Origin of the sequence: Luteimonas cucumeris (genome assembly GCF_007830035.1) — a bacterium.
Taxonomy (GTDB): Bacteria; Pseudomonadota; Gammaproteobacteria; order Xanthomonadales; family Xanthomonadaceae; genus Luteimonas_C; species Luteimonas_C cucumeris.
The window spans coordinates 1-23,788 of the sequence record NZ_VLKN01000014.1 but is presented as its reverse complement, the minus strand read 5'-3'; the positions used below and the strand labels follow the sequence as shown (position 1 = coordinate 23,788).

Below are 23,788 nucleotides of genomic sequence, written 5' to 3'. Positions count from 1 at the left end.
CGAGTACCGTGGAAAAATCACCCACGGCCCCCGTGTTGTTTCCTATGGACACGGCCGAATTACCCGAATCGGTGCCCGACACCGTCGTCGCCCCCCTGCCCACGGCCACCGCGTTCTGGGCGGCTTGCGCCTCCCGCCCCAGTGCCGTGCCGCTGACTGCGGCATTGGCTGCGGAGCCAATCGCCGTACCGTGGCCGGCCACCGCTGTCGTCGCATTCGCGCCCACCGCCACCGACTCGGACCCCGGGGCCGAAGCGAAGCTGCCCGCGGCGACCGTATTGACGCCGCTGGCGACGGCGTCATCGCCCGTGGCACCGCTGCCGTTGGCCTGGAAGTAGCGGATGCCCTCGGCCACCGTCGCGTCGAGTTGGGCCAGGTTGACCGCATCGGTGTCCGCCGTGCCGGCGGCGACATTGACAATCCTGCGCTCGCCGCCGACGTTTCCCACCGACACCGTGCCGGCCTGGTCGGCCACCGCGTTCGCGCCCAGCGCGACGGCATTGGCCGCAGTCACGCTCGCGCCGAAACCCAGCGCCGTACCTGTGGCGGCACTGACGTTCGTCGCCGCGCCGAAAGCCGTGGCCTGCATCGCGCCGGTCGCGATCGTGCTGCCGGTACCCACCGCCGTGCCCTGGTCGGCCAGCACCTGCGTGCCGCTGCCAATGGCGATGTCGCCTGGACCAGCCGCGGTGGAGCCGGTGCCTACGGCCAGGCTGTCGGTGCCCGCGGCGTTGCTGCCCTGGCCCACCGCGGTGGCATTGGCGCCACCGGCCACGCTCAACTGGCCCAAGGCCGTGGCGTTCAGCGCCGTCGCCCCGGCGGCAACGCCAAAAGCGGACGTGCCCAAGGCCGTCGTCCGCGTGACTTCATTGGCATCGACCAGGCCGTTGGCGTTGATGTCGATCCAGCCGCCAACGGCCGTCGTTTCGTCTGCGGTCGCCTGTGAGAAAGCGCCTACCACGGTGCTGCGGGCACCCGAGGCCAGCGTATTCCGGCCCACCGCCACCGCATTTCTTCCAGTGGCCGTGCTGTCGTATCCCAAGGCAGCCGCCCCAAAACCGGCTTCGCTGCTTTGCCCCACTGCCGTGGCGGCGTCACCCGATGCCAGGGCCGCCTGTCCCACCGCAACCGCATTCACCCCCGCCTGCGCCAGTTGCCCCACTGCGGTTGATGCCGCGCCACCGGCGGTGGAGGCCTGACCCAGGGCTGTCGCCTGGGCGCTACTGGCGGCGCTGTCCTGGCCGAAAGCGGATGAACCCGCGCCAGTCGCTTCGGCCGCTTGACCCACCGCTGTCGCATTGCCGCTGCTGGCCAGCGAGGCGCTGCCCGCGGCCACCGAGTTGGTGCCGCTGGCCACCGCATCGTCCGTGCCGTTGTCCAAGCCATCGGCCTGGAAGTAGCGGATGCCAACGGCGATCGTGGCGTTGAGCTGGGCCAGATTGACCGCATCGGTGGCGGCCAGGCCGGTCGCCACGTTGCTGACCCGGGTGCCGCCGGTGCCTCCGAAGGTGACGGCACCGCGCCCGGTGTCCGTATAGGTCACAGCCGGGTTGGTGACCAGGCCAGTCGTGGCACTGGTCGTGAAGCCGGCGGACTGCAGCTGCGCCACATTGGCCGCATCGGTAGTGGCGGTGCCGGCACCGACGTTGATGATCTGGCGCGTGGCAACTGTTCCGCCCCCCACGGATACCACGTTGGTGCGGGCACCGGTGGTCGCTCCCGAACCCAGTGCCACGCTGTCGGCCGAAATCGCCTGCGCGTTGAGTCCGATCGCGGTGGCGCCGGCGGCTGTGGCATCGGCGCTCTGGCCGAGCGCGGCAGCGCCCGCAGTGGTCGCAGTGCTGCCTTGGCCGACTGCGATGCTGTTTAAGCCCGTCGCCAGCGCCAATTGCCCCACCGCGGTTGCGCTCCCGGCCGCGCGCGACTGATTCCCGAATGCGGAGCCCGCGATCGCACTGACCTGGGCGTTGTTGCCGATCGCGGTGGCGTTGGTGAAGCTGGCCGTGGTCAATTCGTTGGCATCGGTAACATCGTCGTTGTCGAGATCGACGAAGCCACCGAACGCTGCCGCACCCACTGCGTTCGCCCGCGACTGCGCGCCTACCGCGGTGGCGCCTTCCCCGTTCGCCTGGGATTGGGTGCCGATGGCTGATGCCTGCAGGCCGTTGGTGTTGGCGCCAGCACCCAGCGCGGTCGCCCCTACATTGGTGGCAGAGGACTGGTTGCCGAAGGCCGTCGCATTGGCGCCACTGGCGGTGGCGTTGCTGCCGCAGACGAATGCCCCGATGCCGGACACAGTCTGTCCGCCTCCGCTCTGCGTGCAGGAGGCTTGTGCCCGTGCAAGACCCGGCATCAGCGACAGCGCGCCGCCCAGCATCAGCAACATGGAGCCCGAAGCGATGGCCTGTTGGCACACCGGGCGTGCACTGGATTTCGCGGAAGCCGCGCGGTTGACGGGATCGCTCTTCCGGCCTGTACGGTGGATCGTCTTCATGGCTTCTGCCTCGTCTGCTGTATGGAATGCCGGTTGCAAAGGGGGTGGTTTGGTTTCGCCTGGTGCCCAGGGCGACACCGTCATGGCGATGCTTCACAGGCCGCCATGGATGGCGGTGCGCCGTTTGAAACAAACAGGAAAGAGGGACCCGCCCCGCTGCTGCGCGATATCTGTAGTGGCGTCACGCGAACGGACAGGACGATTCCATCAGCGTGGGCCAGTACCGAATGAGAGTGGCTGCACATCAGGACTCCTGCACGCGTCGCAAGACCGCGTCCCCACAGAATCGTCCCAAGCCCGGAATCATCTCCAGCGCGCCCGCGCTCAGGAATCCGGATCGCAGACTTACCGAATGCGACACCCGGACGAACCCGTGCAGGTTGGTCCGAGCGAACGTGCAGATACCGTGAAAATCACATGTAACTGTGCGTGTCGATGAATCGATTCCAGACCGTGCTGACGTCCGGATGCCGGTCCATTCGTGCATTCCCGGCAACCGGTGCGGATTACGAACTGGTGAGCCCGCGCTTTCCTGAATCGGACAACTTCAGCAGCCAGGTGGCGCCAGACCGCGGCACGCACGTTGGCGATTCCGATCAGGAGGTGAAGGCCGTATTCCGGCATCGCTGAAAAACGAATACGGACTCGCGGCCCGGATCAACGGCAGCTCAAGCGGAACCGGTGGCGGATTGCCCTTGCCTGGCATGGCGATAGACATACACCGTCGCCGGCGGCACGTTGCGCAGCACGAAGGCGCCCCGGCTGACTTCGAGCCCGAGTTCACGCGCCACTTCATCGGCCAGCGGCGGCTGCGGGCCATAGGTGAACTGGATCAGGCAGCCGCCCGGACGCAGGCAGTCGAACGCAGCAGCGTATATGTCGCGTTGCAGGTCACGCCGCATCGACAGCACGCCGAGCCCTGAAATGATCGCGTCGGCAGCGTCGTCGCCGGTGAAGCCCTGCGCGACGGAAATGCCGCGGAGCTGCCGTGCATCGCCGTGCGCGATACGTACCTGCGGGAAACGCCGCTGCAGGCGCGCGTGCATAGCGTCATTCAACTCGACCACCAGCAGGTCCTGCGCGGCGATGCCGTGCGCAAGCAGCGCCTTGGTCAATGCGCCGGTGCCGCCACCGAGTTCGATCACGCGACGCGTGCCGGCCGGCAACTCCGCGATCATCGCGATGGCCAGGTCCGGACCCGAGGGCATGATCGCCGCGGTACGGCGCGGATGCTTCAGCCATTGCCGCAGCATCAGCATCCAGTGCGGCAGGGTGTCGCGAGACAGTGTGCTCATGACCCATCATGCCGCCCTGGATATTCCGTACCTGTTAAGCGCGTCGGGCGGATCGTTATCGAGTTGACCGAAGTGGTGACCCGTCATGAAAACGCCCCTGACCGCCTCGCTTGCCACTGCTCTGGCGCTGGCCGCTGGCCTGACCAGCGCGGCCGGACCGACGCCACGCACTCCGATCCGCCCGATCGGCGAATGCCTCGTAGCCCGTCAGGTACTCGACTGGGGCGTGGTCGATGACCGCCGGCTGGTGGTCAAGAGCCTCGGCAGCCGCTACTACGACATCCAGTTGAGCCACAGTTGCCGTGACCTGAACCGTCGTCCCTACCTGACCTTCCGCGATGGCCTGCGTCCGACGCCGCTGGGCTCGGCACGCGGTTTCCGGCCCGGCACCGGCAGTGACCCGGTAACCTCCGATGGCCGTATCTGCGGCGACCTCGGCGATGCGGTGATCCCGGTCAGCGGGGTGCGCAACGGAACGGAATTGCCATGCCGCATCGGCAACATCCGCCGCATCGACCGGGCCACGTTCGAAGGCGTGTTCGGGCGGGACTCGGATTCGGCCAATGCGATGCTGGATTCGGCGCCGACGCTGCAACCGGTTGCGCGTTCGCGCTGAGCAGCCTGATTTGCAGCGCGGAGCTTGCTCCGCTGCTTGCCTGATCACTCTTCGCCTGCGTAGCGTGCGCTGCGCGCACGAACGTTCTAGCGGAATCGGCGTTACAGTTTGGAATTCGTTCGTGCGCAGCGCACGCTACGAGATCAGCGCCAGACTCCGCTCGCACGACCAGATCAGATCAGCGCGCCGTCAGGCGCCAGGCCTGGTGGATGCGCGGATTGCGGGCGTAGTCCGGCGGAATGGTCTGTGCGGTGATGTCCTCGCAATGCGCGAATTCGGCAACGGCGGCACTGTCCAGCCGGAAGCGGCGGAAGTTGTTGGAGAAATACAGCACGCCACCGGGCGCCAGCCGCGCGACGGCGGCACGCAGCAGGCGAACGTGCTCGCGTTGCAGGTCGAAGTCGTCGGCACGCGCCGAATTGGAGAACGTCGGCGGATCGCAGAAGATCAGGTCGTACTGGCCCCGGTCCGCCCCCAGCCAGGTCAGCACGTCGGCCTGCACCAGCTGGTGGCGAGCGCCGCCGATGGCGTTCTCGCGCAGGTTGTCCGAACACCACTGCAGATACGTGGCGGACAGGTCGACCGTGGTCGTCTGCCTCGCGCGTCCCACCGCGGCGTGCACGCTCGCTGCACCGGTGTAGCCGAACAGGTTGAGGAAACGTGTGTCCTCGGCTTCCTCGGCGATGCGCAGTCGCAGCGGCCGGTGATCGAGGAACAGGCCGGTATCGAGGTAATCGAACAGATTCACGCGCAGGCGCACGTCGCCTTCGCGCACGACCATCCATTGTCCGCGCTGGTCGAGGCGGCCGTACTTGCTGCCACCCTTGCCGCGTTCGCGCGTCTTGGTCGCGATGCGTTCGTGTGGCAGGGCGAAGGCATCCTGCGCCGCCGACAGCAGTTCGCGCAGGCGACGGCGCACGTCGGCCTCCGGTATTTCGGCGGGCGCCGCGTATTCCTGCACGTGCAGCCAGCGCTGGCCAGGATCGTCGGCTTCGGTATAGACATCGATGGCCGCCGAATATTCCGGCAGGTCGGCATCGTAGACGCGGTAACAGCCGACATCCTCGCGCTCACGCCAGGACTTGAGCTTCTTCAGGTTCTTGCGCAGGCGATTGGCGACCATCTGCGCGCCTTCGGACAGCACCGCCGGCGCGGCCAATTCGCGCCACGGCGTCGCGATCGGATCGCAGACGATCAGCGCGCACTCCAGAGCACCGTTGAACAATTGGTATTTCTTCTGCGCGCGCAGGCCGGTGGCGTGAGCCAGTTCAGCGTCGCCGCAGAGCAGGCTGGCGCGCCAGGTCGGCACCGCACGCTTCAAGGCGTCACCGAGCGTGCGGTAGAGCGCGGCGTCGGCTGCAAGCCGCGCATCGTAGGGCGGATTGCAGACCACGAGTCCCTGGCTCGCATCGACTTTGGTCATCGGCTGCAGTTCTTCCACCGACGCCACCTGCCAGCGGATGGCTCCGGCAACACCCGCGGCTTCCGCATTCTGCTGAGCCGCACGGATCGCGTGCGGATCCGAATCGCTGCCGAAGAACACCGGCCGCAACGCCGACCGCCCGCTGGCTTCGCGCTGCCGTGCCTCATCCAGCAACTGCTGCCATGCAGCGCTATCGAAACCCAGCCAGCGACTGGGCAGGCGATCGCCATGGCGCAGCAATCCCGGCGCGACGTCAGCCGCGATCATCGCGCCTTCGATCAGCAGCGTGCCGCTGCCGCACATCGGATCGAGCAGGGCGCCACCTTCGGCATGCAGGCGCGGCCAGCTGCCTCGCATCAATACCGCGGCGGCCAGGGTTTCCTTCAACGGCGCCTCGCCCTGCGCCTGGCGCCAGCCACGCCGATGCAGCGGACCGCCGCCCAGGTCGACCGACAGGATCGCCCTGCCCTTGCGCACCACCAGGCTCAGGCGCAGGTCCGGCGATTCCACATCCACCGATGGCCGCGCACCACTGGCAGTACGCAGCGTGTCGACCACCGCATCCTTGGTGCGTTGCGCGGCATAACGCGCATGCGTGATCGCCGTGCCGGAGACATGCGCGTCGACCGCAAGTGTCATGTCGGCCGACAGGTGACGCGGCCAGTCCACTGCCGCAGCGCCGGCATACAAGGCGTGCTCGTCGGGGCATTCGAACTCGGCCAGCGGCCACAGCACGCGACTCGCCAGTCGCGACCAAAGCACTGCACGCTGCGCATCGGCCAGTCCGCCTTCGACATTGACGCCGGCCACCGCGGCGGTGGCGCGCGCGCAGCCCAGCGCGACCAGTTCGTCGGCGAGCAGGTATTCCAGGCCTTTGGCACAACTGGCGAAAAAGCGCGTCACAGACATCAGGATTCCATTGTTTTGCGGGAGCCGCCGGGCGATGCGCCCGGGCGCCCGCTAAAGCGATTGCAACAATTCGGAAAAGGCGGTGGCGCCGGCTGCGACATGCGCCGACAGGCGGTGGCCGTCGTCGACCATCAGCAGTCGCGCGCGGCGTGCACATGCCCAGTCGACGACCTGCTGCGCGGGAATCAGTTCATCGTCCCAGCCATGCACGATGCTGGTCGGCACCGGCGCGGCCACAAGCGGATACGCCTCGTCCATGCGGATCGGCGGCGCCAGCAGGAACAGGGCGACGACCGGAACCTGCAACGACACCCGCCCGGAAATGTAGGCGCCAAGACTGGAGCCGGCCAGCACCACCGGCCCGCGCTGCGCGGCGGCCTGCGTCAACGCCAGTAGGCGCTGCAGGCGCGCGGGCACATCGCCCAGGTCGCTGACCTCACGCCGGGCGTCCAGGTCGGTGTAGTCCGGGCGCTCGTGGGTCCAGCCGAGGTGCTCGGCGATTTCGGCAAGCGCGGTGACCTTGGTCGCGTCCGGACCGCTCTCGAAACCGTGGGAAAGAATGCAATGTCCAGGCATGGTCAATATTCGGTAGCGTGCGCTGCGCGCACGATCAGGGGTTGCGGGTCATGTGCATGTCGCGAGTCATGCAGTCGTGCGCACAGCGCACGCTACGGCATCGCCGTGACTTCATCGCCAATGCGCAGCGTGCCGCCTTCGAGGATGCGCGCGCACAGGCCGCCATGGCCACGCATCGCGTTGTAGCCGCCCACGCCGAGCGCGGCTTCCATGCGCGAGCACGGATCGCATTCGTCGGTGCCTTCCAGCAACACCTCACCGATCCGGAAGCGCCGGCCCTTGAACGCGACCAGCGGCACGCCGGCGACCACCAGATTGCGACGCAACAGCGCCGGCGGCACGTCATCGCGGCCACTGAGCACGGCGATCGCCGGCAGGTGCTCGGCCTGGATCAGGGTGACGCCGCGCTTGCCACTGCTGTCCTTGAGCATGTAGCGATCGCCGTCCAGGCCCTTGCCAGCCACTGCCGCGACTGCGTCGACCGGCACCATGTCGACTTCGCGCGCCGGGCGCAGGCCGATCCACTGCACCCGCCCGCTGCGCGGGAACTGCGACATCAGCCGGTACAGCTCGGAATCGGGGGAAAGCGTCGCCATGCGCGAATGCTAGCATCGCCGCTGCCTTCCGGCCCCGGAATCCGCCGTGCTGATCGATCCGCTGCCCTACGAATCCCGCCTGCAGGCGCGTCCGCTGTCGCAGGTCGACCTGGTGGTGATCCACTGCACCGAACTGCCGGATCTGGCGATGGCGCGCGAGTATGGAGAACGCGTGCTGTATCCAGAACCCGATGCGCCGGAGGGCACCGGCAACAGCGGGCATTACTACATCGACCGCGACGGCGCGGCGCATCGCTGGGTCGCACCGGAACGTATCGCCCACCACACCCGCGGCTACAACCCGCGTTCGATCGGCATCGAACTGGTCAACACCGGGCGTTACCCGCATTGGCTGGATTCGCGCCATCAGGCAATGGATGAGGTTTATGCGCCGGTGCAGGTCGCTGCACTGATCGACCTGCTGGTGTCGTTGCGCAATGCGATTCCGACACTGCACCTGGTCGCCGGGCACGAGGATCTGGATGTTGCCTTGGTCGCGGCCAGCGACGACGCCACGCGCCAGGTGCGCCGCAAGCGTGATCCCGGGCCGCTGTTTCCGTGGACACGCGTGCTCGAAGCGGTGCCGCTGCAAAGGCTGGCCGGCTGAGCCGGTGGTCGGCCTGCTGCATCGGCCGCTGCTCATTCATTTGTCCGGTACGCATCGGATTCAGCGCCGACCCGCGCACGCACGCGCCGGCTGCCGTTGGCGTGCCCCGTATAATCGCGACATCCCCTTTATCCCATCCCACATGACCGCCCCCGAACCCGTCGTCCACGAACTCGTCGAACTGCTGTCGCTGGAACGGCTGGAGGACAACCTGTTCCGTGGCCAGAGCCGCGACATCGGCACCAAGTACGTGTTCGGCGGGCAGGTGCTGGGCCAGGCGCTGTCGGCGGCGCAGGCGACGATGGCGCAGCCGCGCGACGCGCATTCGCTGCACGCTTATTTCCTGCGCGCTGGCGATGTCGAGCATCCGATCGTCTACCACGTCGACCGCACCCGCGATGGCGGCAGCTTTTCCGTGCGCCGGGTCACCGCGATCCAGCACGGCCAGGTGATCTTCTTCTGCGCCGCGTCGTTCCAGGCCGGCGAACCCGGCGGGGAGCACCAGCTGTCGATGCCGGAAGTGCCCAAGCCGCACGATATCGAGCGCGCGCCGGCGGTGCCGCCGGACGTGCTGGCCAAGCTGCCGACCAAGGTGCAGCGCTGGCTGAGCCGGATGGGGCCGTTCGAGTTCCGCCACGTATATCCGCGCGATGAGCTCAATCCGCCGAAGCGGCCGCCGTTCCAGCAGGTCTGGTTCCGGCTCGCGGAAAAAGTCGGCGACGCGCCGGAGCTGCATCGCGCGCTGCTGGCCTACGCTTCGGATTTCCATCTGCTTGGCACGGCCACGTTCCCGCACGGCATCAGCTATTACCAGCCCAACGTGCAGATGGCCTCGCTCGACCACGCGCTGTGGTTCCATCGTCCGTTCCGCGCCGACGAATGGCTGCTGTATTCGATCGACAGCCCAAGCGCGCAGGATTCGCGCGGCCTGGCACGCGGCTCGATCTACGACCTGCAGGGCCGGCTGGTCGCCAGCACCGCGCAGGAAGGCCTGATCCGCGTTGTCCAGGACGCTGCGGCGGCCGCTCACGTGCCCTCGAAGGAATGACGCGATGAGGCAGGTTTTCACCAGCGCGCGACTGGAGAACGTGGAAGCGGTCGCCAAGATGCTCGAGGACGACGGCATCGAGGTGCGCATCACCAACGGCCGCTCCTACAAGGGCGCCGTGCGCCGCAATTTCAGCTATCGCGAAGGCGGCAACGAAGGACCGCAGCCGGCGGTGTGGATCGTCAAGTCGGAAGACCAGCCGCGCGCGCGCGCGATACTGCGCGAGCATGGCCTGATCGGCAGCACCCGCGCGCCCGGCGACAGCTACCTGGCGCCGACCTTCATCGACGTGCAGCCGGCGAAGCCGATCCGCGCCCCGCAGAGCCGCGCATTCAAGCTGAAGGTCGGAATGCTGCTGGTGATCGCCGCGATCATCGCCCTGATCATGTTCCAGACGCTGCAGCAGAAGGACGCGCAGCCGTCCGCCACCGCCCAGCCCGGACTGGCGCCGGTACCCGAGTCGCTGGCGCGCGCCATTTTCGTCAACCAGATCGCCGCCACCGACGCCCAGGTCGCGTGCCTGACCATCGACGGCAAGGACGCGTCGCCCGCGCTGATCGAAACCCTGGCCCGCCCCAACCTTGACGTAGTGCCCGGTTCGCACTGCGTCCGCGTCGCCACCGAGGGCAGCGGCAGCTACGCGCGCGCCTCGCACAGCCCCGCATTGCTGGTCGAGATCAATGGTTTCCGTCGCGGCACCGGGGATTCGGGTCAGATCCAGTTCAGCGCCTACCGTCACCGCATGCGCGCCACGTACAAGACGCTCGAAGTGCAGCAAACAGATGGGCAATGGCGGATCGTGCGCGTGCTGAAGCACGTATCGGCTTGATTTCCGACATTACCTGCAGTTGATCCCTCAACAGCGTTCGGATGCCGGGCAAGCTGGCGTAGCGTGCGCTATGCGCACGAACACCGTACGCAAGAACGATCACTCCAGGCAATCCGGCGCCACTGGCTTCGTGCCATGCCCGACGCAGAACCGGAAGCCTTGCGGCAGGCCTGCGACCTGCTTCGACTGGCCGGCCGCCAAGGCGAACTCTTCGACCGGTTTGGCCGCGCAAGCGGCATCCAGCGCGCCGGGTTTCGATCCGGCCGTCGGGCACACGAACAGCAAATAGTGGCAATCGCCGCCTGCACTCTTGCGGCACTGGAACTCCGCCAGGCCGTCCACGATGGTCGCGCGGGTGTCGTTGACGCGGGTACCGTCGATCGAAGTCTCCATCGCCACCACGGTCCGTGACTGCTCGTTGCAGCCAAGCAGGGTCAAGGCGGCCGAAAGCAGCGCGATCGCGATACGAATCAGTCTTTCACCGGTCGGTGCGTACATGGGTCGACCTCACATGTTGCGGAACAGGGCCATGAACGGCTGGCTCACGGTCAGCGTTTCCGGCCGTTGCTTCAGCCTGACGATGCCCTTGCCGGTGTCGTCGCGGGTGATCGACGCGATCGCCTTCAGGTTGACGATGGTGGCGCGATGGATCTGCTTGAACGTGGTCGGATCCAGGACCGCCAGCAGCTCGCGGATCGGCTTGCGCAACAGCGATTCGCCTTCCGCCGTCATCACCACCGTGTACTTGTGATCGGCGTGGAAATAGGCGACGTCGTCGACCATGATCAGCCGCGTGTCCTTGCCGGAACTGGCGGTGATCCATACCAGCGGTTCGTTGGCGGGGCGCGCCTGGATGCCGAGTTGCTGGATCAGCGCCGCCAGCACGCCTGCATCCGGCCCGGCGGCGGCGCGCGCCTGCACGCGTTGCACAGTGGCGACGAGGCGCTCGCGCGCGATGGGCTTGAGCAGGTAATCGACCGCGCCGGCTTCGAACGCATCGATCGCGTACTGGTCGTAGGCAGTGACGAACACCACCTGCGTCCGCGGGCTGGCCTCGCCCATCGCGGCGGCCACTTCCAGGCCGGTCAGACCCGGCATGCGGATGTCGAGGAAGGCGACATCCGGCTGGTGCTCCGCGATCGCTTCCAGCGCTGCGCCACCGTCCTCGCATTCGGCGACGATCTCCAGTTGCGGCCACACCTCGCGCAGCAAGGCGACCAGCGCCGCGCGCAGCAGGGCTTCGTCTTCGGCGATCACGCACCTAGGCATGGTCGGCGCCTCCATCGATGGCACCGGGCACGGTGATCGTCGCCGCGACGCCGCTCGGGAAATTGGCCACGATCGCAAAGCCGGCGGCAGCGCCGTAGACCAGGCGCAGGCGTTCGCGCACGTTCTTCAGGCCGATGCCGGTGCCGCTGCTTTCCGCGTTGAAGCCCTGGCCGTCATCGGCAACGGTCACCGCGACGCCCTGCTCCTGGCTGCGCGCCAGAATCCAGATGGTGCCGCCGCCGGGCTTGGGTTCCAGGCCGTGCTTGATCGCGTTCTCGACCAGGGTCTGCAGCATCATCGCCGGGAACGGCACCGCCTGCAGCGGCGCGGGCACGTCGATCTGCAGATTGAGGCGCGCGCCCATCCGGATCTGCAGAATCTCGAGGTAGGCACGCGCGCGCTCAAGTTCCTCGCCCAGCGTCGACAGCGAATCCTCGGTGCGCGGCAGCGAATGACGCAGATAGGAAATGAGGTTGCCAAGCATCTCGTCGGCGCGTTGCGGATCGCTGCGGGTCAGGTATTGCGCGCTGGCGAGCGTGTTGTAGAGGAAGTGCGGCTCCACCTGCGCGTGCAGCAGGTTGAGCTTGGCCACCGTCAGTTCCTTCTCGGTGACGGTCTGGCGGACACTGGCCTGTTCGCTGCGGCGACGCTCGGCGACGCGGCGGGTGATGGCGCGCGTGATCGCTTCGGCATTCTCCAGGTTGGTGCCGTCGTCGACCTTGAACCAGTCGCTCCATGCCGGGCTTTCGGGTTCGCAGATGAGCAGCAGGCTGCCGGCGCCCTCGCCGGGCGTCACCGTGGCGAGGATCTGGTTGCGCTTGTTGCCCAGCCACGCCAGCGGATTGAAGCGGCTCGGCGACTTGTTGCTGTAGGGATCGATGCGCTGCACCTTGGCACGCACCTGCAGGCTGTCGCGCGCGCTTTCGATCTCCTCGGTACGCGGCAGTTCGCGAATGGCCGCATCGACCAGGTCGAAGGCTTCGCCGGCCTCGAATGGAATCTCGACCTGTCGCCGCTGCCGGTTGGCCAGCGTGCCCGCGTCCACCTTGCCGGCGATCAGCCGCACCCGCCGCACATGCGAGAACGCGCCGGTCAATACCAGCGCCATGGTCACCAGGAACACCAGCACCGCCGGCCATGGCGGGCCGTCCTGCATGCCGCCGAACAGGCCGCTCCACAGCATCGCCGCCAGCATGAACAGCAGGAACCACGCGGTGACGATGCGGGTGATGAAGAAGAGGCTTGCGATCACGGCGGCAACCAAGGTCCTGGGATTGCCGCGGAGCATAGCCGCGGGCCGGCGCGGCGTCCCGACCGTTGCGACGGAACCGGGGAATCGGCGATGGAACCTGCCGGAAGCACCGTCAAGCCTCGTGCTTGTGCAGCGCGTCCAAAAAAAAGCCCGGCCATCCTGGCCGGGCAGTCCCAATCATTCGTGCATGTCGATCAGTGGCGCGTCTGCGGTGCGGCATCCAGTTCGTCGCGGCTGATGCTGCCGTCGTGGTTGCTGTCCAGCCGCTGGAAACGTTCGGCGCTGCGCGCCTGCCATTTGCGCTGCTGCTCGGCGCGACGCTTCTCGGCGGAAGCCTCCATCTCGGCCTTGCTCAGCTTGCCGTCCTTGTTGGCGTCGGCGCCGGCAAACCAGGCCTGCCGGTGTTCGCGGCGGCGCAGTTCGCGATCGCCACGGTCGAGATAACCATCCTTGTTCGCATCCATTTCGGCGAAACGCGCCGCGAACTTCGGATCGGTCGCGGCTTCGGCCTTGCTGATCCGGCCATCCTTGTCCTTGTCGGCCTGCATCATCCTGTCGCCGCGATGATCGCCATGGCCGCGCCGGTGCGGACGCTCGTCAGCGCTCAGCTTTCCGTCCTTGTTGCGATCCAACTGGTCGAAGCGGGCCGCGAACCTCTCGGACCGGGCCGCTTCGCTGCGGTCGATGGCGCCGTCGTTGTTGGTGTCCAGCTTCGCGTGCCGCGCCGGCTGCGTGCCGGTTGCCGGTGCGGTGGTCGACTGCTGCGCGGCGGCGGTGCCGATCGCAGCCAATGTCAGGGCAACGGCGACATACAGGGTCTTGCGGTTCATCGGTGTCTCCGGTTCAGGCAGCGACGATGCTGCCGCTTGCCTCGGTCAACGCCCCGGTGGCGATACGGATGACATCGCCGTGACCGCGTTCAGCACGCGGACAGTCGCAGCGACTGCGATGCGGGGCGGTATCCTTGGCGCCATGCCCAACGCCCTCGCCCGCACGCTGTCGATCCTGGGCCACCCGCTGCTGGTGTTGCCGACGGCGGTGTTGCTGCTGGCCGCCAACGAAGGCGCCGACACCCGGCGCCTGTCCGGGCTGGGCCTCGCACTGGGCGCGCTGGCTGCGCTGGTGCTGGCGTATTCGTGGTGGCAGGTGCGGCGCAAGCGCTGGACGCATGTCGATGCCAGCACCGGCAGCGAACGCCATGCATTGAACCGCTTCCTGCTGGTCGCATTCGCGATCTCGGCCGCTGTCGCGTGGGCGCTGTTCTCGCAGCGCGAATTCGCGCTGGGGCTGGCGTTGTCGGCGGCATTGATCGCCGCGGCGATGCTGTCGGCGCGCTGGTGGAAGCTGTCGCTGCACGTCGCCTTTGCGGTGTTCGCGGCGCTGCTGCTGGCGCGGGTGTCGTGGCTGGCGTGCGCGGTCGGACTGCTGTTCGCGATCGCCGTCGCATGGTCGCGGCTGGCGTTGTCCCGCCATGCGCCACGCGACCTGGCCGCAGGCGCGGGCGCCGGTGCGCTGGCCGGACTGCTGTTTTGGCGCGTCCTTCCTGGCGTGGCGGCATAGCACATGGGCACCGATCCCAAGCACGACACCGAAGGCCTGCGCCTGTTCGATACCGGCGCGCATTCGTGCGGCTACTGGCCCGAGCGCACCGCACGCGACCTGGTGCTGGACCCGCACGACCCGCGCCTGCCGCAGCTGTACCCGCTGGCGTTGAGCTGGGGCTTCCGCCGCTCCGGCGACATCGTCTATCGACCGCATTGCGGCAGCTGCCACGCCTGCGTCGCAGTGCGCGTGCCGGTCGCCGATTTCGTGCCCGATCGCAGCCAGCGACGTTGCCTGCGTCGCAATGCCGACGTCGAGATGCGCGTCGTCCCCGCGCAACGCACCGACGAGCAGCTGGCCCTTTATCAGCGTTACCTCGCCGCGCGCCATCGCGGCGGCGGCATGGACGATCATGGTGCGGCGGAGTTCGAACAGTTCCTGGTCGGCGCCTGGGCCAATGGACGCTTCCTCGAATTCCGTGCGCACGGCCAGCTGCTGGCGGTGGCGGTTACCGATCGCGCCGACGACGCGTTGTCGGCGGTCTACACCTTCTACGATCCCGACCACGCCAGGCGCGGGCTCGGCACGCTCGCGGTGCTGCAACAGATCGCCTGGGCACGGCGCGAGCAGCTCGCCCACCTGTACCTGGGTTACTGGATCGATGGCCATCGCAAAATGGACTACAAACGCCGTTTCCAGCCGCTGGAAGCATTCACCGGTCGCGAGTGGCGGCGCATGGAGCCTGGAGACGATGCATGAAGCTGCGCGCAGTCCTTTTGCTGGCCGCGGTCCTGGCCGTTGCCGGCTGCGTCCGGGTCAACGTCCACGGCGATCCGTCAGCAATGAACGATGATGCGCCGTTGCGTGTCGCCACCTACAACACCTCGCTGTACAGCGACCATGCCGGCGGCCTTATCGAACGGCTGCAGGCCGACGATGCGCGGGCGCGCAAGATCGCAGCCGTACTGCAACGCGTGCGCCCGGACCTGGTGCTGCTCAACGAGTTCGATTACGACGCCGACGGCCGCGCCGCTGACCTGTTCCAGCAGCGTTATCTGCAGGTTCCCCAGGTCGGCGGCGGCGATGCCTTGCACTATCCCTACCGGTATTTCGCGCCGGTCAACACCGGCATACCCAGCGGGCTCGACCTGGACGGCAACGGCAAGGTCGGCGGCGACGGGCGCGATCGCGGCAACGACGCCTGGGGCTACGGCCTGCATCCCGGGCAATACGGCATGCTGGTGCTGTCGCGGCATCCAATCGACCACGCCGCGGTGCGCACCTTCCAGCAGCTGAAGTGGAGCGCGATGCCCGATGCCTCGCGCCCGGTCGACCCGGCGTCGCGCGCGCCGCATTATTCCGACGCGATCTGGAAGCAGCTGCGGCTGTCCTCCAAGTCGCACTGGGACGTGCCCGTGCGCACCCCGCAAGGGACCCTGCACTTCCTGGTCTCGCATCCGACCCCGCCTGTTTTCGACGGCCCCGAAGATCGCAACGGCGCGCGCAATGCCGACGAGATCCGCCTGTGGCGCGAATACATCTCTGCCGGCCAGCCTTCAGCCAACGCGCTGGCGTGGCTGTGCGACGACCAGGGCCGCTGCGGCGGACTGGCCGCGGATGCGCGTTTCGTGATCGCCGGCGACCTCAACAACGATCCGACCGACGGCGACGGCAGGCACGAGGCCATCGTCGAACTGCTCGAGCACCCACGCGTACTGCGTCATGCCACGCCGCGCGGCGCCGGCGGCGTCGAAGTCGCCGCGGACCATGCGCAGGCCGGCATCGTGCACCATGGCTCGCCGGCGCACGCCACCGGCGATTTCGGCGGCAAGGTCGGTACGCTGCGGCTGGATTACGTGCTGCCCTCGACCGGCCAGCGCGTGGTCGGCAGCGGCGTGTTCTGGCCGGCTCGCGGCGATGCCGACTCGGCCATCGCCGATGGCAGCGACCATCACCTGGTGTGGGTCGACCTGGTGCGCTGACGCTACGGGCGTTCGCGGTGCGAACGCCGACATGGAGGCCGCATCAGGCCTTGGGCTTGCCGGCTGCTTCCGTTGCCGGCGCTGCCGGTATCGCCGATGCGGCCGGCGCGACTTTCGTGAACCTGTGCGGGCTGAAGCCGAAGACCTCGTCGCTGCGCGCCGAGACGATCATCCTCACCATGCTGTTGGGCACCATCAGTTCGATCTCCACCGGCGCACCTTCCGCATTGTGTCCCTGCAGCGTCATCTCGAGCAGCGCGCCGGCCGTGTCGATCTGGTGGCACAACACCCACGGTTCCGCCTTGTCCGCCTGCATCAGATAGGGCTTGATCGCCTCGCCCAGCGCCTCCAGCGCCTGCGGAAAGAAGAAGACGGCATAACCTTCCGTACCATTCATGCATCGGTTCCCGTAAACGTTGATCGGATGTGCTTGGGGCGCATCAGGCGTCGTGCAGTTCAATTGCGATCGCCGCCGCCGAATCGCGCGCGATCGCGCGTGCCTGCTCGACATTCTCGCCGCGCGCCAGGGTGACGCCGACACGGCGCTGGCCTTCGACCCGCGGCTTGCCGAACAGGCGCAGCGCGGTATCGGGCACGTGCAAGGCTTCCTCCAGCCCGCTGAATACCGGCACGCCGTGGCCCTGCGCCAGCAGCGCGCACGACGCCGATGCGCCGAGCTGGCGGATGACCGGGATCGGCAACCCGAGGATCGCGCGCGCATGCAGCGCGAATTCGCTCAGGTCCTGCGAGACGAGCGTGACCAGGCCGGTGTCGTGTGGCCGCGGCGAGACCTCGCTGAACCAGACCTCGTCGCCCTTGATGAAGAACTCCATGCCGAACACACCCCAGCCGCCCAGGTCATCGCTCAGTTGCCGGGCGATGCCCTGCGCCAGCGCCAGCGCGCGGGTCGACATCGGCTGCGGCTGCCAGCTCTCGCGATAGTCGCCGTCGCGTTGCAGGTGGCCGATCGGATCGCAGAAGGCGACGCCATCGCGATGGCGCACAGTCAGCAGCGTGATCTCGTAATCGAAATCGATGAAGCCTTCGACGATGGCGCGGCCGGCGCCGGCGCGTCCACCGCTTTGCGCGTAGTCCCAGGCCGTGTCGATTTCGTCGGGCGTACGCACCAGGCTCTGACCCTTGCCCGACGAGGACATCACCGGTTTCACCACGCACGGCAGGCCGAGTGCGGCGACGGCAGCGTGGTATTCCTCGCGGGTATCGACGAAACGATACGGCGAGGTCGGCAGTTGCAGGGTTTCCGCGGCGAGCCTGCGAATGCCTTCGCGGTCCATGGTCAGCCGCGCCGCGCGCGCGGTCGGGATCACTCGTGTACCGCTACCCTGTGTCGCGAATTCCTGTTCCAGCTGCAGCAGCGTCTCGGTGTGGATCGCCTCGATTTCCGGCACGATCAGATGCGGCTTTTCCTCCTCGACCAGCGCGCGGATCGCGGCGCCGTCGAGCATGTCGATCACGTGGCTTCGATGCGCCACCTGCATGGCTGGCGCGTCGGCATAGCGATCGGCGGCGATCACTTCGACGCCGAAGCGCTGCAGTTCGATCGCCACTTCCTTGCCCAGTTCGCCGGAACCGAGCAGCAGCACGCGGGTGGCTTGCGGGGACAACGGCGTACCGAGTGAAAGCATGTGCGGCGATTCCGGAGGGGCGAAAGCGCAAGTCTAGCGTCCACGTGGTGGCGTAAGCTCGTGAATCGCTGACTGGACTGTCGCGATACGGCGACGCATGTCATCCTGACGGCTTGAAGCGACGCCTGTGCCCCCCGCTGACCGCCGCCGCCCTGCTGGCTGGCCTGATCGCCACGGCGCTGCTCGCGCTGGGCGCCTGCGCGCGTTCACAGCCGCCGTTCGCGCAATTGGCCGGCCTGCTGCTGGATTCGCAACTCGACGAGATCAGCGGCCTGGCGGCGTCGCATCGTCACGACGAGGTGCTGTGGCTGCTGGACGACGGCGGCAATCCGGCGCGCCTGTTCGCGATCAGTCCGCGCGGGCGCAAGCTCGCCACGCTCAAGGTCGAAGGCGTGCTCAAGACTGATTGGGAGGACCTGGCCGCGTTCGATCTCGATGGCCGCCACTACCTGCTGATCGCCGATACCGGCGACAACGGCGGCCTGCGCAAGACCTTGCAGTTGCACGTGGTAGAAGAACCCGATCGCATCAAGGATGGCGCGTTGCAGCCGGCCTGGTCGATCGCGTTCCGCTGGCCGGACGGCCCGCGCGACGTCGAAGCGGTGGCGGTCGATCCGGTCCGCGGCGAGATCCTGCTGGTCAGCAAGAAACGGCAGCCGCCCGAATTGTTCATGCTGCCGCTGCGCCCGGGCAACGACAAGCTGCAGACCGCTCGGCGGATCGGGCAACTGGCCGGCGTGCCGCAACCCAGCGCCGCCGACAAGCGCGAGAATGCGGCGCTCGCCCGACGCCGCAGCCAGGTCACGTCCGCCGCGCTGTCGCCGGACCGGCGCACGCTGGCGGTGATGACCTATCGCGACCTGCTGCTCTATCCGCGTCGCGGCGACGAGGACTGGGGCCAAGCCGTCGCCCGCAAACCGCAGCGCCACGAGCTGCCGTGGCTGCCGCAACCCGAGGCGCTCGACTGGGCTCGCCACGGCCGCGGCCTGTACGCCACCGGCGAATTCGCACCGGCGCCGCTGCTGTATCTGCAGCCGTAGCTGAGGGGGCTGGGGGCTGGGGCTGCAATGCTGCCCATCTTTATGGATCGAGCACCAGCGGGTCAGACCTGGGCCTTGTCTTAGTCCTTAGGTTCTATCCTCCTTCGCTCTCTCCTGGCCCCTAGTCCCTAGTCCCGGCCCCGGCCCTTGCAAAATAGATATCACTTTGATATCAATATCGCACGGCCATCCGGCCGCATCCGCCGAGACCGCGTCATGAAAGAGAACCCGATCCGATCCGCCGCCGGCATACCCGCGCTGCTTGTCCTGCTCGCCGCACTGGCCCTCGGCGGCTGGATGATCGTCCGCGGCGTCACTACCGCTTCCCCGCCGTGGGTCGTCGCCGGCATTGCCGTGTGCGTGCTCGCTGCGTTCTTCCTGCTCGGCCTGTACATGGTCGAACCCAACCAGGCGGCGGTGCTGAGCCTGTTCGGCAAATACGTCGGCACCGACAAGGAAAACGGCCTGCGCTGGAACAACCCCTTCTACAGCAAGCGCAAGATCAGCCAGCGCGTGCGCAACTTCGAAAGCGGACGGCTCAAGGTCAACGAACTCGAGGGCAGTCCGATCGAGATCGCCGCCGTCATCGTCTGGCAGGTGGTGGATTCGGCCGAGGCCGTCTACAACGTCGACGACTACGAAAGCTTCGTGCACATCCAATCAGAGTCGGCCCTGCGCGCGATGGCCACCAGCTATCCCTACGACCAGCACGAGGACGGCCAGCTGGCCTTGCGCAGCCACGCCGCGGAGATCTCGCAGCACCTCAAGGACGAACTGGCCGAGCGCCTGGCCGATGCCGGCGTGCAGGTGATCGACGCGCGCATCAGCCACCTCGCCTACGCGCCGGAAATCGCCCAGGCGATGCTGCAGCGGCAGCAGGCCAACGCGATCATCGCCGCACGCACGCGCATCGTCGCCGGCGCGGTCGGCATGGTCGAGATGGCGCTGGCGGAACTGGAGAAGAACGGCGTCATCCATCTCGACGAGGAACGCAAGGCCAACATGGTCAGCAACCTGCTGGTGGTGCTGTGCGGCGAGCGCAGCCCGCAGCCGATCGTCAATACCGGCTCGTTGTACTGAGTCCGACGTGGCTGAGAAAAAGGCCTACCCGCTGCGCATCAACGCCGACGTCCTGGCCGCGGCGCAGCGCTGGGCGGACGACGAGCTGCGCAGCCTCAACGCGCAGATCGAGTACGTGCTGCGCGACGCACTGCGCAAGTCCGGACGGCTCGCCGCCGCCGGCAAGGAAGGCAAGGGCAAACCGGAGCAGAACGAATGAACCAGCGCTGGAACTACCAGGTCATCGAGATATCGATGCAGATGTTCGGCAAGTCGATGACCGAACGCGCCCAGGAAGAATTGAACCGGCAGGGTCAGCTCGGCTGGGAGCTGGTGTCGTCGGTGCAATCCAGCGCCGCCGATTGCATCCGCCTGTTCCTCAAGAAGCCGGCCTGACGCAGCGGAAGTGACGTCGATGGCTCGGGAGATCACGACAAACGCCCGCAACACGCCTGCTGCTTTCCGCCAGGACCTGACGCTGGTGCTGCTGCAAGGCCTGCCGTCGTTCCTGCTGACCGGCACGATGGCGTTGCTCGGCCGCGGTGTCGCGCCATGAGCCGGGAATTCAGCGTGCGCGCCCCCGGCCCACGTGCCTGGCTGCTGCCGGGCATTGCGCTCGGTGCTGCCGCTGCCGGCATCCTCATCGCGTTGCTGCATGGCGACCACCAGGCCGCATGGGCCGTCCCGGTCCTGCTGCTGTGCGTCGGCCTGATCGCGTTCACGCTGCGTCGGCGACGCATATCACTGGAAAATGGCGTGTTGACCATCGCCGCAGGCGTCCACACCCACCGCGTGGCCGTGCTCGAGATCGACGCCAATCGCTCCCGCATCATCGACCTGCGCGAGCAGACGCAGTACAAACCGATGTTGAAGACCTTTGGTTCCGGCATGGCCGGCTACCAGTCCGGTCATTTCCGCCTGCGTAACCGCGACAAGGCCTTCACCCTGCTCACCGATCGCACACGCGTGCTGATGTTGCAGGAGAAGTCCGGCCGAAAGCTGCTGCTCAGCCTGGAACAACCGCAGGCCTTGCTGGATGAACTGCGCCGCGTGGCGCCACGCCGCTCCTCCCGCTAATCTGCTGCCATGCGTGCCGCCCGCCCCCTGCTGGTCAACACCGACGAGATCGAGATCTGGCCCGGCGGACTGCTGCGCGCACGCGCCAACCACGACGCGCGCGCCCTCTCCCGCGCACGTCACGTGCTGCGATGCAAGCGCGACGGCCGCTACCTTGCCGCCGACCTGCCCGAAGGCCTGCTACCGCTGGTGCAGCGCCTGATGCGCGAACCCGGCATGGACCAGGCATTGGATGCGCTCGGCGCGATTCCCGATCATCGCCGCAGCGGCGTGGATGTGGTCGGCACGCTGCCACTGACGCGATTGCGCGACCGGCTCGAAGCGCTGGGCCTGGACGACAGTTACGGCGAGCGTACTGGCCTGCCGCTCGTCGCCGAGCCGGCGGTGCTGCAACTGGCGGGGTTCGATCGCTATCGCCGCCCCTTGTGGCTGCACCCACTCGCCGCACGCGCATGGCAGGCGATGTACCACGCCGCGAATCGTGACGACATTGTGCTGGAAGCAATCTCCGGCTATCGCAGTCACGACTACCAGCTTGGCATCTTCGGGCGCAAGCTCGCACGCGGCCAGGACGTCGACGAAATACTGACCGTGAACGCCGCGCCGGGCTATTCCGAACACCACTCAGGACGCGCCCTGGACATCAGCGCGCCCGAAGAACCGCCGGCCGAGGAATCATTCGAACACAGCGATGCATTCCGCTGGCTCGCCGCACATGCCGGCGAATACGGTTTCGTGATGAGTTATCCGCGCGACAACCCGCACGGCATCGTCTATGAGCCGTGGCACTGGTGCCTTACCGGCTAGATCCCGTGCAAGAACGGCCGGCACGGACGGACGAACTGGGCGCATGCCCTAACGATCCAAAGGACTGAGTACACCTCCGGCACCCCGGTTCAGCACATGCGTGTAGATCTGCGTCGTTGCCACATCCTTGTGCCCAAGCAGTTCCTGCACGGTGCGGATGTCGTGTCCCGCTTCGAGCAGATGGGTCGCAAACGAATGCCGCAGGGTGTGGCAAGTCGCCGGCTTCTCGATGCGCGCCAAGATCCGCGCCGACTTCACAGCACGCTGCAGCACGCTGTCGTCCACGTGGTGCCGACGGACTTGCCCCGTACGCGGATCCTTCGAACGCTGCGGCGAGGGAAAAAGGTATTGCCAACCCGGCTCGCGTGCCGCATTCGGATACTTTCGTGCCAGCGCATACGGCAGCCACACCTCACCGTAACCGGCGACCAGGTCGGCCTCGTGCAGCAGGCGTACGCGAACGGTCGCTGCCTGTAACGGCTCGCGCAGCCGCAATGGCAGCGGCACGCGCCGATCCTTGCCGCCCTTCCCGTTCCTGACCATGATCTCGCCGCGACCGAAATCCACATCCTTGATGCGCAGCCGCAGACACTCCATCAACCGCATCCCGGTGCCATACAAGAGCGCAGCCATCAGCCACGCCTGCCCATCCATCGACGCCAGCAGCCGCGCCACCTCGTCACGCGACAGCACGACGGGAATCCGGCTCGGACGCTTTGCGCGTACGATCGACTCCATCCAGGGCAGTTCCACCTTCAGCACCTCACGATACAGAAACAGCAGCGCCGCCAGTGCCTGGTTCTGCGTGCCAGCCGCCACTTGCCCCTGCGTGGCCAGGCGTGTCAGGAAGCCCTCCACCTCGCGCTCACCCATATCGCGCGGATGGCGCTTGCCGTTGGCCAGGATGAAACGACGGATCCACGCCACGTACGCCTGCTCCGTGCGCAGGCTGTAATGCTTCACCCGCAACCGCTGTCGCACCCGATCCAGCAACCGCGGCGAGCCCCCACCCGTTCCTGTTACGCCCCCTGAGCTACCGGTGTAACTCATACGCCCTCTCCATGGACTGATATCAAGGCAAGGCTGCCCTCCTAACGACTCCCCTGCTATCCGCCAACCAGTTGATTTGGTGTAAGAATCCTCTGATTGGCAAGCCACGAGCCCACGGGCATACTCCGCGCAACGCCTCCGATCGGAGGGCGAATAAGCGTTAGATGGCATGGGAGGCATCATGGGAACTGAGGATCAAGAGAGTTTTGTCAGGTGGCAAGGCGTCACCCGGGACTATTTTTCGTCTGTTTCTAATCTCATTCTTGGTCTTTCCACTGGCCTGCTGGCCTTTCTCGTTTCTGGCCTCGCATCCCAGCAAGCCACTACAACGTGCTTACTCATTCTTGGCACCATTTCATTGGTTCTTCTTGCGGCCTCCGTGGTGCTGGCGGTGTGGTGCGCTATTAACCGGCTTCGGGACTTCCGCTCGACTGCCCGGATAGCGCGCTTGCGTTCCAAGAATGAGCATGTGCCTCCGGGGGATCGCCTAGAGACCAAGATCTTGGGCCAACTGTCTTGGCGTCTCTTTTGGTGGCAGCTTGTTCTTTTTGGTTTCGGTGCCGGCGGCGTTGCTATTACCGTCATTACGCGGCTGTGGGCCCAACAGCATGCCCTCTAACAATTCATTCAAGCCGAAGCCGCTTCGCGGCTCGGCTTAATTCAGGCGTTAG

28 protein-coding genes are annotated in these 23,788 nt (G+C 67.0%); 16 read left to right on the top strand and 12 right to left on the bottom strand.

Annotated features, from left to right (window positions below; all coding sequences use genetic code 11):
- The coding region (locus IP90_RS16300; RefSeq protein ID WP_425477138.1) for a YadA family autotransporter adhesin at positions 1-2,386 on the bottom strand (2,386 nt) is incomplete at its 3' end.
- Positions 2,387-2,929: 543 nt separating this feature from the next.
- Here IP90_RS16300 and IP90_RS16295 point away from each other — a divergent pair.
- A complete protein-coding gene (locus IP90_RS16295) occupies positions 2,930-3,124 on the top strand; it encodes a hypothetical protein (RefSeq protein WP_144900732.1) in 195 nt (64 codons plus the stop codon).
- A gap of 38 nt (positions 3,125-3,162) precedes the next feature.
- Here the strand turns inward: IP90_RS16295 and IP90_RS16290 are convergent, their stop codons facing one another.
- Positions 3,163-3,789, bottom strand: a complete 627-nt coding sequence (locus IP90_RS16290; protein WP_144900731.1) for a class I SAM-dependent methyltransferase — start codon at positions 3,787-3,789, stop codon at positions 3,163-3,165.
- 85 nt (positions 3,790-3,874) lie between these two features.
- Here IP90_RS16290 and IP90_RS16285 point away from each other — a divergent pair, with 85 nt between their 5' ends.
- Positions 3,875-4,405, top strand: coding sequence for a hypothetical protein (locus tag IP90_RS16285; RefSeq protein WP_144900730.1), 531 nt, complete (start codon positions 3,875-3,877; stop codon positions 4,403-4,405).
- 178 nt (positions 4,406-4,583) lie between these two features.
- On the opposite strand, the gene rlmKL is transcribed toward IP90_RS16285, so the two are convergent.
- The 3 genes from rlmKL to IP90_RS16270 form a co-directional block, all read right to left on the bottom strand.
- A complete protein-coding gene (gene rlmKL / locus IP90_RS16280; RefSeq protein ID WP_144900729.1) occupies positions 4,584-6,737 on the bottom strand; it encodes a bifunctional 23S rRNA (guanine(2069)-N(7))-methyltransferase RlmK/23S rRNA (guanine(2445)-N(2))-methyltransferase RlmL in 2,154 nt (717 codons plus the stop codon).
- Between the two features lie 51 nt (positions 6,738-6,788).
- Positions 6,789-7,313 carry an alpha/beta fold hydrolase gene (locus IP90_RS16275; RefSeq protein ID WP_144900728.1) on the bottom strand — a complete coding sequence of 175 codons (525 nt, stop codon included), beginning with the start codon at positions 7,311-7,313 and terminating at the stop codon, positions 6,789-6,791.
- 92 nt (positions 7,314-7,405) lie between these two features.
- A complete protein-coding gene (locus IP90_RS16270; protein WP_144900727.1) occupies positions 7,406-7,909 on the bottom strand; it encodes an MOSC domain-containing protein in 504 nt (167 codons plus the stop codon).
- 46 nt (positions 7,910-7,955) lie between these two features.
- Here IP90_RS16270 and IP90_RS16265 point away from each other — a divergent pair, with 46 nt between their 5' ends.
- From IP90_RS16265 to IP90_RS16255, 3 genes are all read left to right on the top strand, one after another.
- Complete coding sequence (locus IP90_RS16265; RefSeq protein ID WP_144900726.1) at positions 7,956-8,516, top strand: N-acetylmuramoyl-L-alanine amidase; 561 nt, start codon at positions 7,956-7,958, stop codon at positions 8,514-8,516.
- Between the two features lie 142 nt (positions 8,517-8,658).
- The gene (gene tesB / locus IP90_RS16260; protein ID WP_144900725.1) at positions 8,659-9,564 is read left to right on the top strand and encodes an acyl-CoA thioesterase II; all 906 of its coding nucleotides are present in this window, start codon (positions 8,659-8,661) and stop codon (positions 9,562-9,564) included.
- A 4-nt stretch (positions 9,565-9,568) separates the two neighbouring features.
- On the top strand, positions 9,569-10,393 hold the full coding sequence (locus IP90_RS16255) for a putative signal transducing protein (RefSeq protein ID WP_144900724.1): 825 nt from the start codon (positions 9,569-9,571) through the stop codon (positions 10,391-10,393).
- Positions 10,394-10,492: 99 nt separating this feature from the next.
- On the opposite strand, the gene IP90_RS16250 is transcribed toward IP90_RS16255, so the two are convergent.
- The 4 genes from IP90_RS16250 to IP90_RS16235 all read right to left on the bottom strand — a co-directional run bounded on the left by IP90_RS16250 (position 10,493) and on the right by IP90_RS16235 (position 13,744).
- Complete coding sequence (locus IP90_RS16250) at positions 10,493-10,891, bottom strand: hypothetical protein (protein WP_144900723.1); 399 nt, start codon at positions 10,889-10,891, stop codon at positions 10,493-10,495.
- A 9-nt stretch (positions 10,892-10,900) separates the two neighbouring features.
- Positions 10,901-11,662: a LytR/AlgR family response regulator transcription factor gene (locus IP90_RS16245; protein ID WP_144900722.1), complete on the bottom strand. Its 762-nt coding sequence runs from the start codon at positions 11,660-11,662 to the stop codon at positions 10,901-10,903.
- Entirely contained in the window at positions 11,655-12,914 is a 1,260-nt protein-coding gene (locus tag IP90_RS16240; RefSeq protein WP_242007629.1) for a sensor histidine kinase, read from the bottom strand. The genes IP90_RS16245 and IP90_RS16240 overlap by 8 nt, the downstream gene beginning before the upstream one ends.
- A gap of 194 nt (positions 12,915-13,108) precedes the next feature.
- Complete coding sequence (locus IP90_RS16235; protein ID WP_144900720.1) at positions 13,109-13,744, bottom strand: CREC-EF hand family protein; 636 nt, start codon at positions 13,742-13,744, stop codon at positions 13,109-13,111.
- A gap of 142 nt (positions 13,745-13,886) precedes the next feature.
- Between IP90_RS16235 and IP90_RS16230 the strand changes: the two genes are divergently transcribed.
- The 3 genes from IP90_RS16230 to IP90_RS16220 are packed head-to-tail and all read left to right on the top strand — an operon-like array spanning position 13,887 to position 16,438.
- The gene (locus tag IP90_RS16230) at positions 13,887-14,474 is read left to right on the top strand and encodes a hypothetical protein (RefSeq protein ID WP_144900719.1); all 588 of its coding nucleotides are present in this window, start codon (positions 13,887-13,889) and stop codon (positions 14,472-14,474) included.
- 3 nt (positions 14,475-14,477) lie between these two features.
- Complete coding sequence (locus IP90_RS16225) at positions 14,478-15,215, top strand: arginyltransferase (RefSeq protein ID WP_144900718.1); 738 nt, start codon at positions 14,478-14,480, stop codon at positions 15,213-15,215.
- Positions 15,212-16,438 carry an endonuclease/exonuclease/phosphatase family protein gene (locus IP90_RS16220; protein ID WP_144900717.1) on the top strand — a complete coding sequence of 409 codons (1,227 nt, stop codon included), beginning with the start codon at positions 15,212-15,214 and terminating at the stop codon, positions 16,436-16,438. Before IP90_RS16225 ends, IP90_RS16220 begins: the two co-directional genes overlap by 4 nt.
- Before the next feature lie 43 nt (positions 16,439-16,481).
- Here IP90_RS16220 and IP90_RS16215 read toward each other — a convergent pair whose 3' ends face one another.
- On the bottom strand, positions 16,482-16,835 hold the full coding sequence (locus IP90_RS16215) for a hypothetical protein (protein WP_144900716.1): 354 nt from the start codon (positions 16,833-16,835) through the stop codon (positions 16,482-16,484).
- A gap of 43 nt (positions 16,836-16,878) precedes the next feature.
- Positions 16,879-18,084: a formate-dependent phosphoribosylglycinamide formyltransferase gene (gene purT / locus IP90_RS16210; protein ID WP_144900715.1), complete on the bottom strand. Its 1,206-nt coding sequence runs from the start codon at positions 18,082-18,084 to the stop codon at positions 16,879-16,881.
- A 113-nt stretch (positions 18,085-18,197) separates the two neighbouring features.
- Between purT and IP90_RS16205 the strand changes: the two genes are divergently transcribed.
- From IP90_RS16205 to IP90_RS16180, 7 genes are all read left to right on the top strand, one after another.
- Positions 18,198-19,124: a hypothetical protein gene (locus IP90_RS16205; RefSeq protein WP_144900714.1), complete on the top strand. Its 927-nt coding sequence runs from the start codon at positions 18,198-18,200 to the stop codon at positions 19,122-19,124.
- 216 nt (positions 19,125-19,340) lie between these two features.
- Complete coding sequence (locus IP90_RS16200) at positions 19,341-20,204, top strand: SPFH domain-containing protein (RefSeq protein WP_144900713.1); 864 nt, start codon at positions 19,341-19,343, stop codon at positions 20,202-20,204.
- A 7-nt stretch (positions 20,205-20,211) separates the two neighbouring features.
- Positions 20,212-20,403 carry a type II toxin-antitoxin system antitoxin gene (locus tag IP90_RS16195; protein ID WP_144900712.1) on the top strand — a complete coding sequence of 64 codons (192 nt, stop codon included), beginning with the start codon at positions 20,212-20,214 and terminating at the stop codon, positions 20,401-20,403.
- Positions 20,400-20,579 (top strand): DUF4177 domain-containing protein, encoded by a 180-nt coding sequence (locus IP90_RS16190; protein WP_144900711.1) that lies wholly within the window; start codon positions 20,400-20,402, stop codon positions 20,577-20,579. Before IP90_RS16195 ends, IP90_RS16190 begins: the two co-directional genes overlap by 4 nt.
- Before the next feature lie 19 nt (positions 20,580-20,598).
- Complete coding sequence (locus IP90_RS16705; protein ID WP_158635389.1) at positions 20,599-20,739, top strand: hypothetical protein; 141 nt, start codon at positions 20,599-20,601, stop codon at positions 20,737-20,739.
- The gene (locus IP90_RS16185; protein ID WP_144900710.1) at positions 20,736-21,260 is read left to right on the top strand and encodes a PH domain-containing protein; all 525 of its coding nucleotides are present in this window, start codon (positions 20,736-20,738) and stop codon (positions 21,258-21,260) included. The genes IP90_RS16705 and IP90_RS16185 overlap by 4 nt, the downstream gene beginning before the upstream one ends.
- A 9-nt stretch (positions 21,261-21,269) precedes the next feature.
- Positions 21,270-22,067, top strand: coding sequence for a M15 family metallopeptidase (locus IP90_RS16180; protein ID WP_144900709.1), 798 nt, complete (start codon positions 21,270-21,272; stop codon positions 22,065-22,067).
- Positions 22,068-22,115: 48 nt separating this feature from the next.
- On the opposite strand, the gene IP90_RS16175 is transcribed toward IP90_RS16180, so the two are convergent.
- Positions 22,116-23,117, bottom strand: a complete 1,002-nt coding sequence (locus IP90_RS16175; RefSeq protein ID WP_144900708.1) for an integron integrase — start codon at positions 23,115-23,117, stop codon at positions 22,116-22,118.
- A gap of 181 nt (positions 23,118-23,298) precedes the next feature.
- Here IP90_RS16175 and IP90_RS16170 point away from each other — a divergent pair, with 181 nt between their 5' ends.
- Positions 23,299-23,736 (top strand): hypothetical protein, encoded by a 438-nt coding sequence (locus IP90_RS16170; protein WP_144900707.1) that lies wholly within the window; start codon positions 23,299-23,301, stop codon positions 23,734-23,736.
- Positions 23,737-23,788 lie beyond the last annotated feature (52 nt).

Excerpts from the sequence above, each read along its gene's own strand:
- IP90_RS16225 (WP_144900718.1), top strand. The coding sequence starts at position 14,478 with ATGGGCACCGATCCCAAGCACGACACCGAAGGCCTGCGCCTGTTCGAT.
- IP90_RS16290 (WP_144900731.1), bottom strand. The coding sequence starts at position 3,789 with ATGAGCACACTGTCTCGCGACACCCTGCCGCACTGGATGCTGATGCTG.
- IP90_RS16245 (WP_144900722.1), bottom strand. The coding sequence starts at position 11,662 with ATGCCTAGGTGCGTGATCGCCGAAGACGAAGCCCTGCTGCGCGCGGCG.
- IP90_RS16255 (WP_144900724.1), top strand. The coding sequence starts at position 9,569 with ATGAGGCAGGTTTTCACCAGCGCGCGACTGGAGAACGTGGAAGCGGTC.
- IP90_RS16275 (WP_144900728.1), bottom strand. The coding sequence starts at position 7,313 with ATGCCTGGACATTGCATTCTTTCCCACGGTTTCGAGAGCGGTCCGGAC.
- IP90_RS16230 (WP_144900719.1), top strand. The coding sequence starts at position 13,887 with ATGCCCAACGCCCTCGCCCGCACGCTGTCGATCCTGGGCCACCCGCTG.
- purT (WP_144900715.1), bottom strand. The coding sequence starts at position 18,084 with ATGCTTTCACTCGGTACGCCGTTGTCCCCGCAAGCCACCCGCGTGCTG.
- IP90_RS16285 (WP_144900730.1), top strand. The coding sequence starts at position 3,875 with ATGAAAACGCCCCTGACCGCCTCGCTTGCCACTGCTCTGGCGCTGGCC.
- IP90_RS16270 (WP_144900727.1), bottom strand. The coding sequence starts at position 7,909 with ATGGCGACGCTTTCCCCCGATTCCGAGCTGTACCGGCTGATGTCGCAG.
- IP90_RS16295 (WP_144900732.1), top strand. The coding sequence starts at position 2,930 with ATGAATCGATTCCAGACCGTGCTGACGTCCGGATGCCGGTCCATTCGT.
- tesB (WP_144900725.1), top strand. The coding sequence starts at position 8,659 with ATGACCGCCCCCGAACCCGTCGTCCACGAACTCGTCGAACTGCTGTCG.
- IP90_RS16215 (WP_144900716.1), bottom strand. The coding sequence starts at position 16,835 with ATGAATGGTACGGAAGGTTATGCCGTCTTCTTCTTTCCGCAGGCGCTG.
- IP90_RS16705 (WP_158635389.1), top strand. The coding sequence starts at position 20,599 with ATGGCTCGGGAGATCACGACAAACGCCCGCAACACGCCTGCTGCTTTC.
- IP90_RS16235 (WP_144900720.1), bottom strand. The coding sequence starts at position 13,744 with ATGAACCGCAAGACCCTGTATGTCGCCGTTGCCCTGACATTGGCTGCG.
- rlmKL (WP_144900729.1), bottom strand. The coding sequence starts at position 6,737 with ATGTCTGTGACGCGCTTTTTCGCCAGTTGTGCCAAAGGCCTGGAATAC.
- IP90_RS16185 (WP_144900710.1), top strand. The coding sequence starts at position 20,736 with ATGAGCCGGGAATTCAGCGTGCGCGCCCCCGGCCCACGTGCCTGGCTG.
- IP90_RS16200 (WP_144900713.1), top strand. The coding sequence starts at position 19,341 with ATGAAAGAGAACCCGATCCGATCCGCCGCCGGCATACCCGCGCTGCTT.
- IP90_RS16175 (WP_144900708.1), bottom strand. The coding sequence starts at position 23,117 with ATGAGTTACACCGGTAGCTCAGGGGGCGTAACAGGAACGGGTGGGGGC.
- IP90_RS16170 (WP_144900707.1), top strand. The coding sequence starts at position 23,299 with ATGGGAACTGAGGATCAAGAGAGTTTTGTCAGGTGGCAAGGCGTCACC.
- IP90_RS16180 (WP_144900709.1), top strand. The coding sequence starts at position 21,270 with ATGCGTGCCGCCCGCCCCCTGCTGGTCAACACCGACGAGATCGAGATC.
- IP90_RS16190 (WP_144900711.1), top strand. The coding sequence starts at position 20,400 with ATGAACCAGCGCTGGAACTACCAGGTCATCGAGATATCGATGCAGATG.
- IP90_RS16220 (WP_144900717.1), top strand. The coding sequence starts at position 15,212 with ATGAAGCTGCGCGCAGTCCTTTTGCTGGCCGCGGTCCTGGCCGTTGCC.
- IP90_RS16250 (WP_144900723.1), bottom strand. The coding sequence starts at position 10,891 with ATGTACGCACCGACCGGTGAAAGACTGATTCGTATCGCGATCGCGCTG.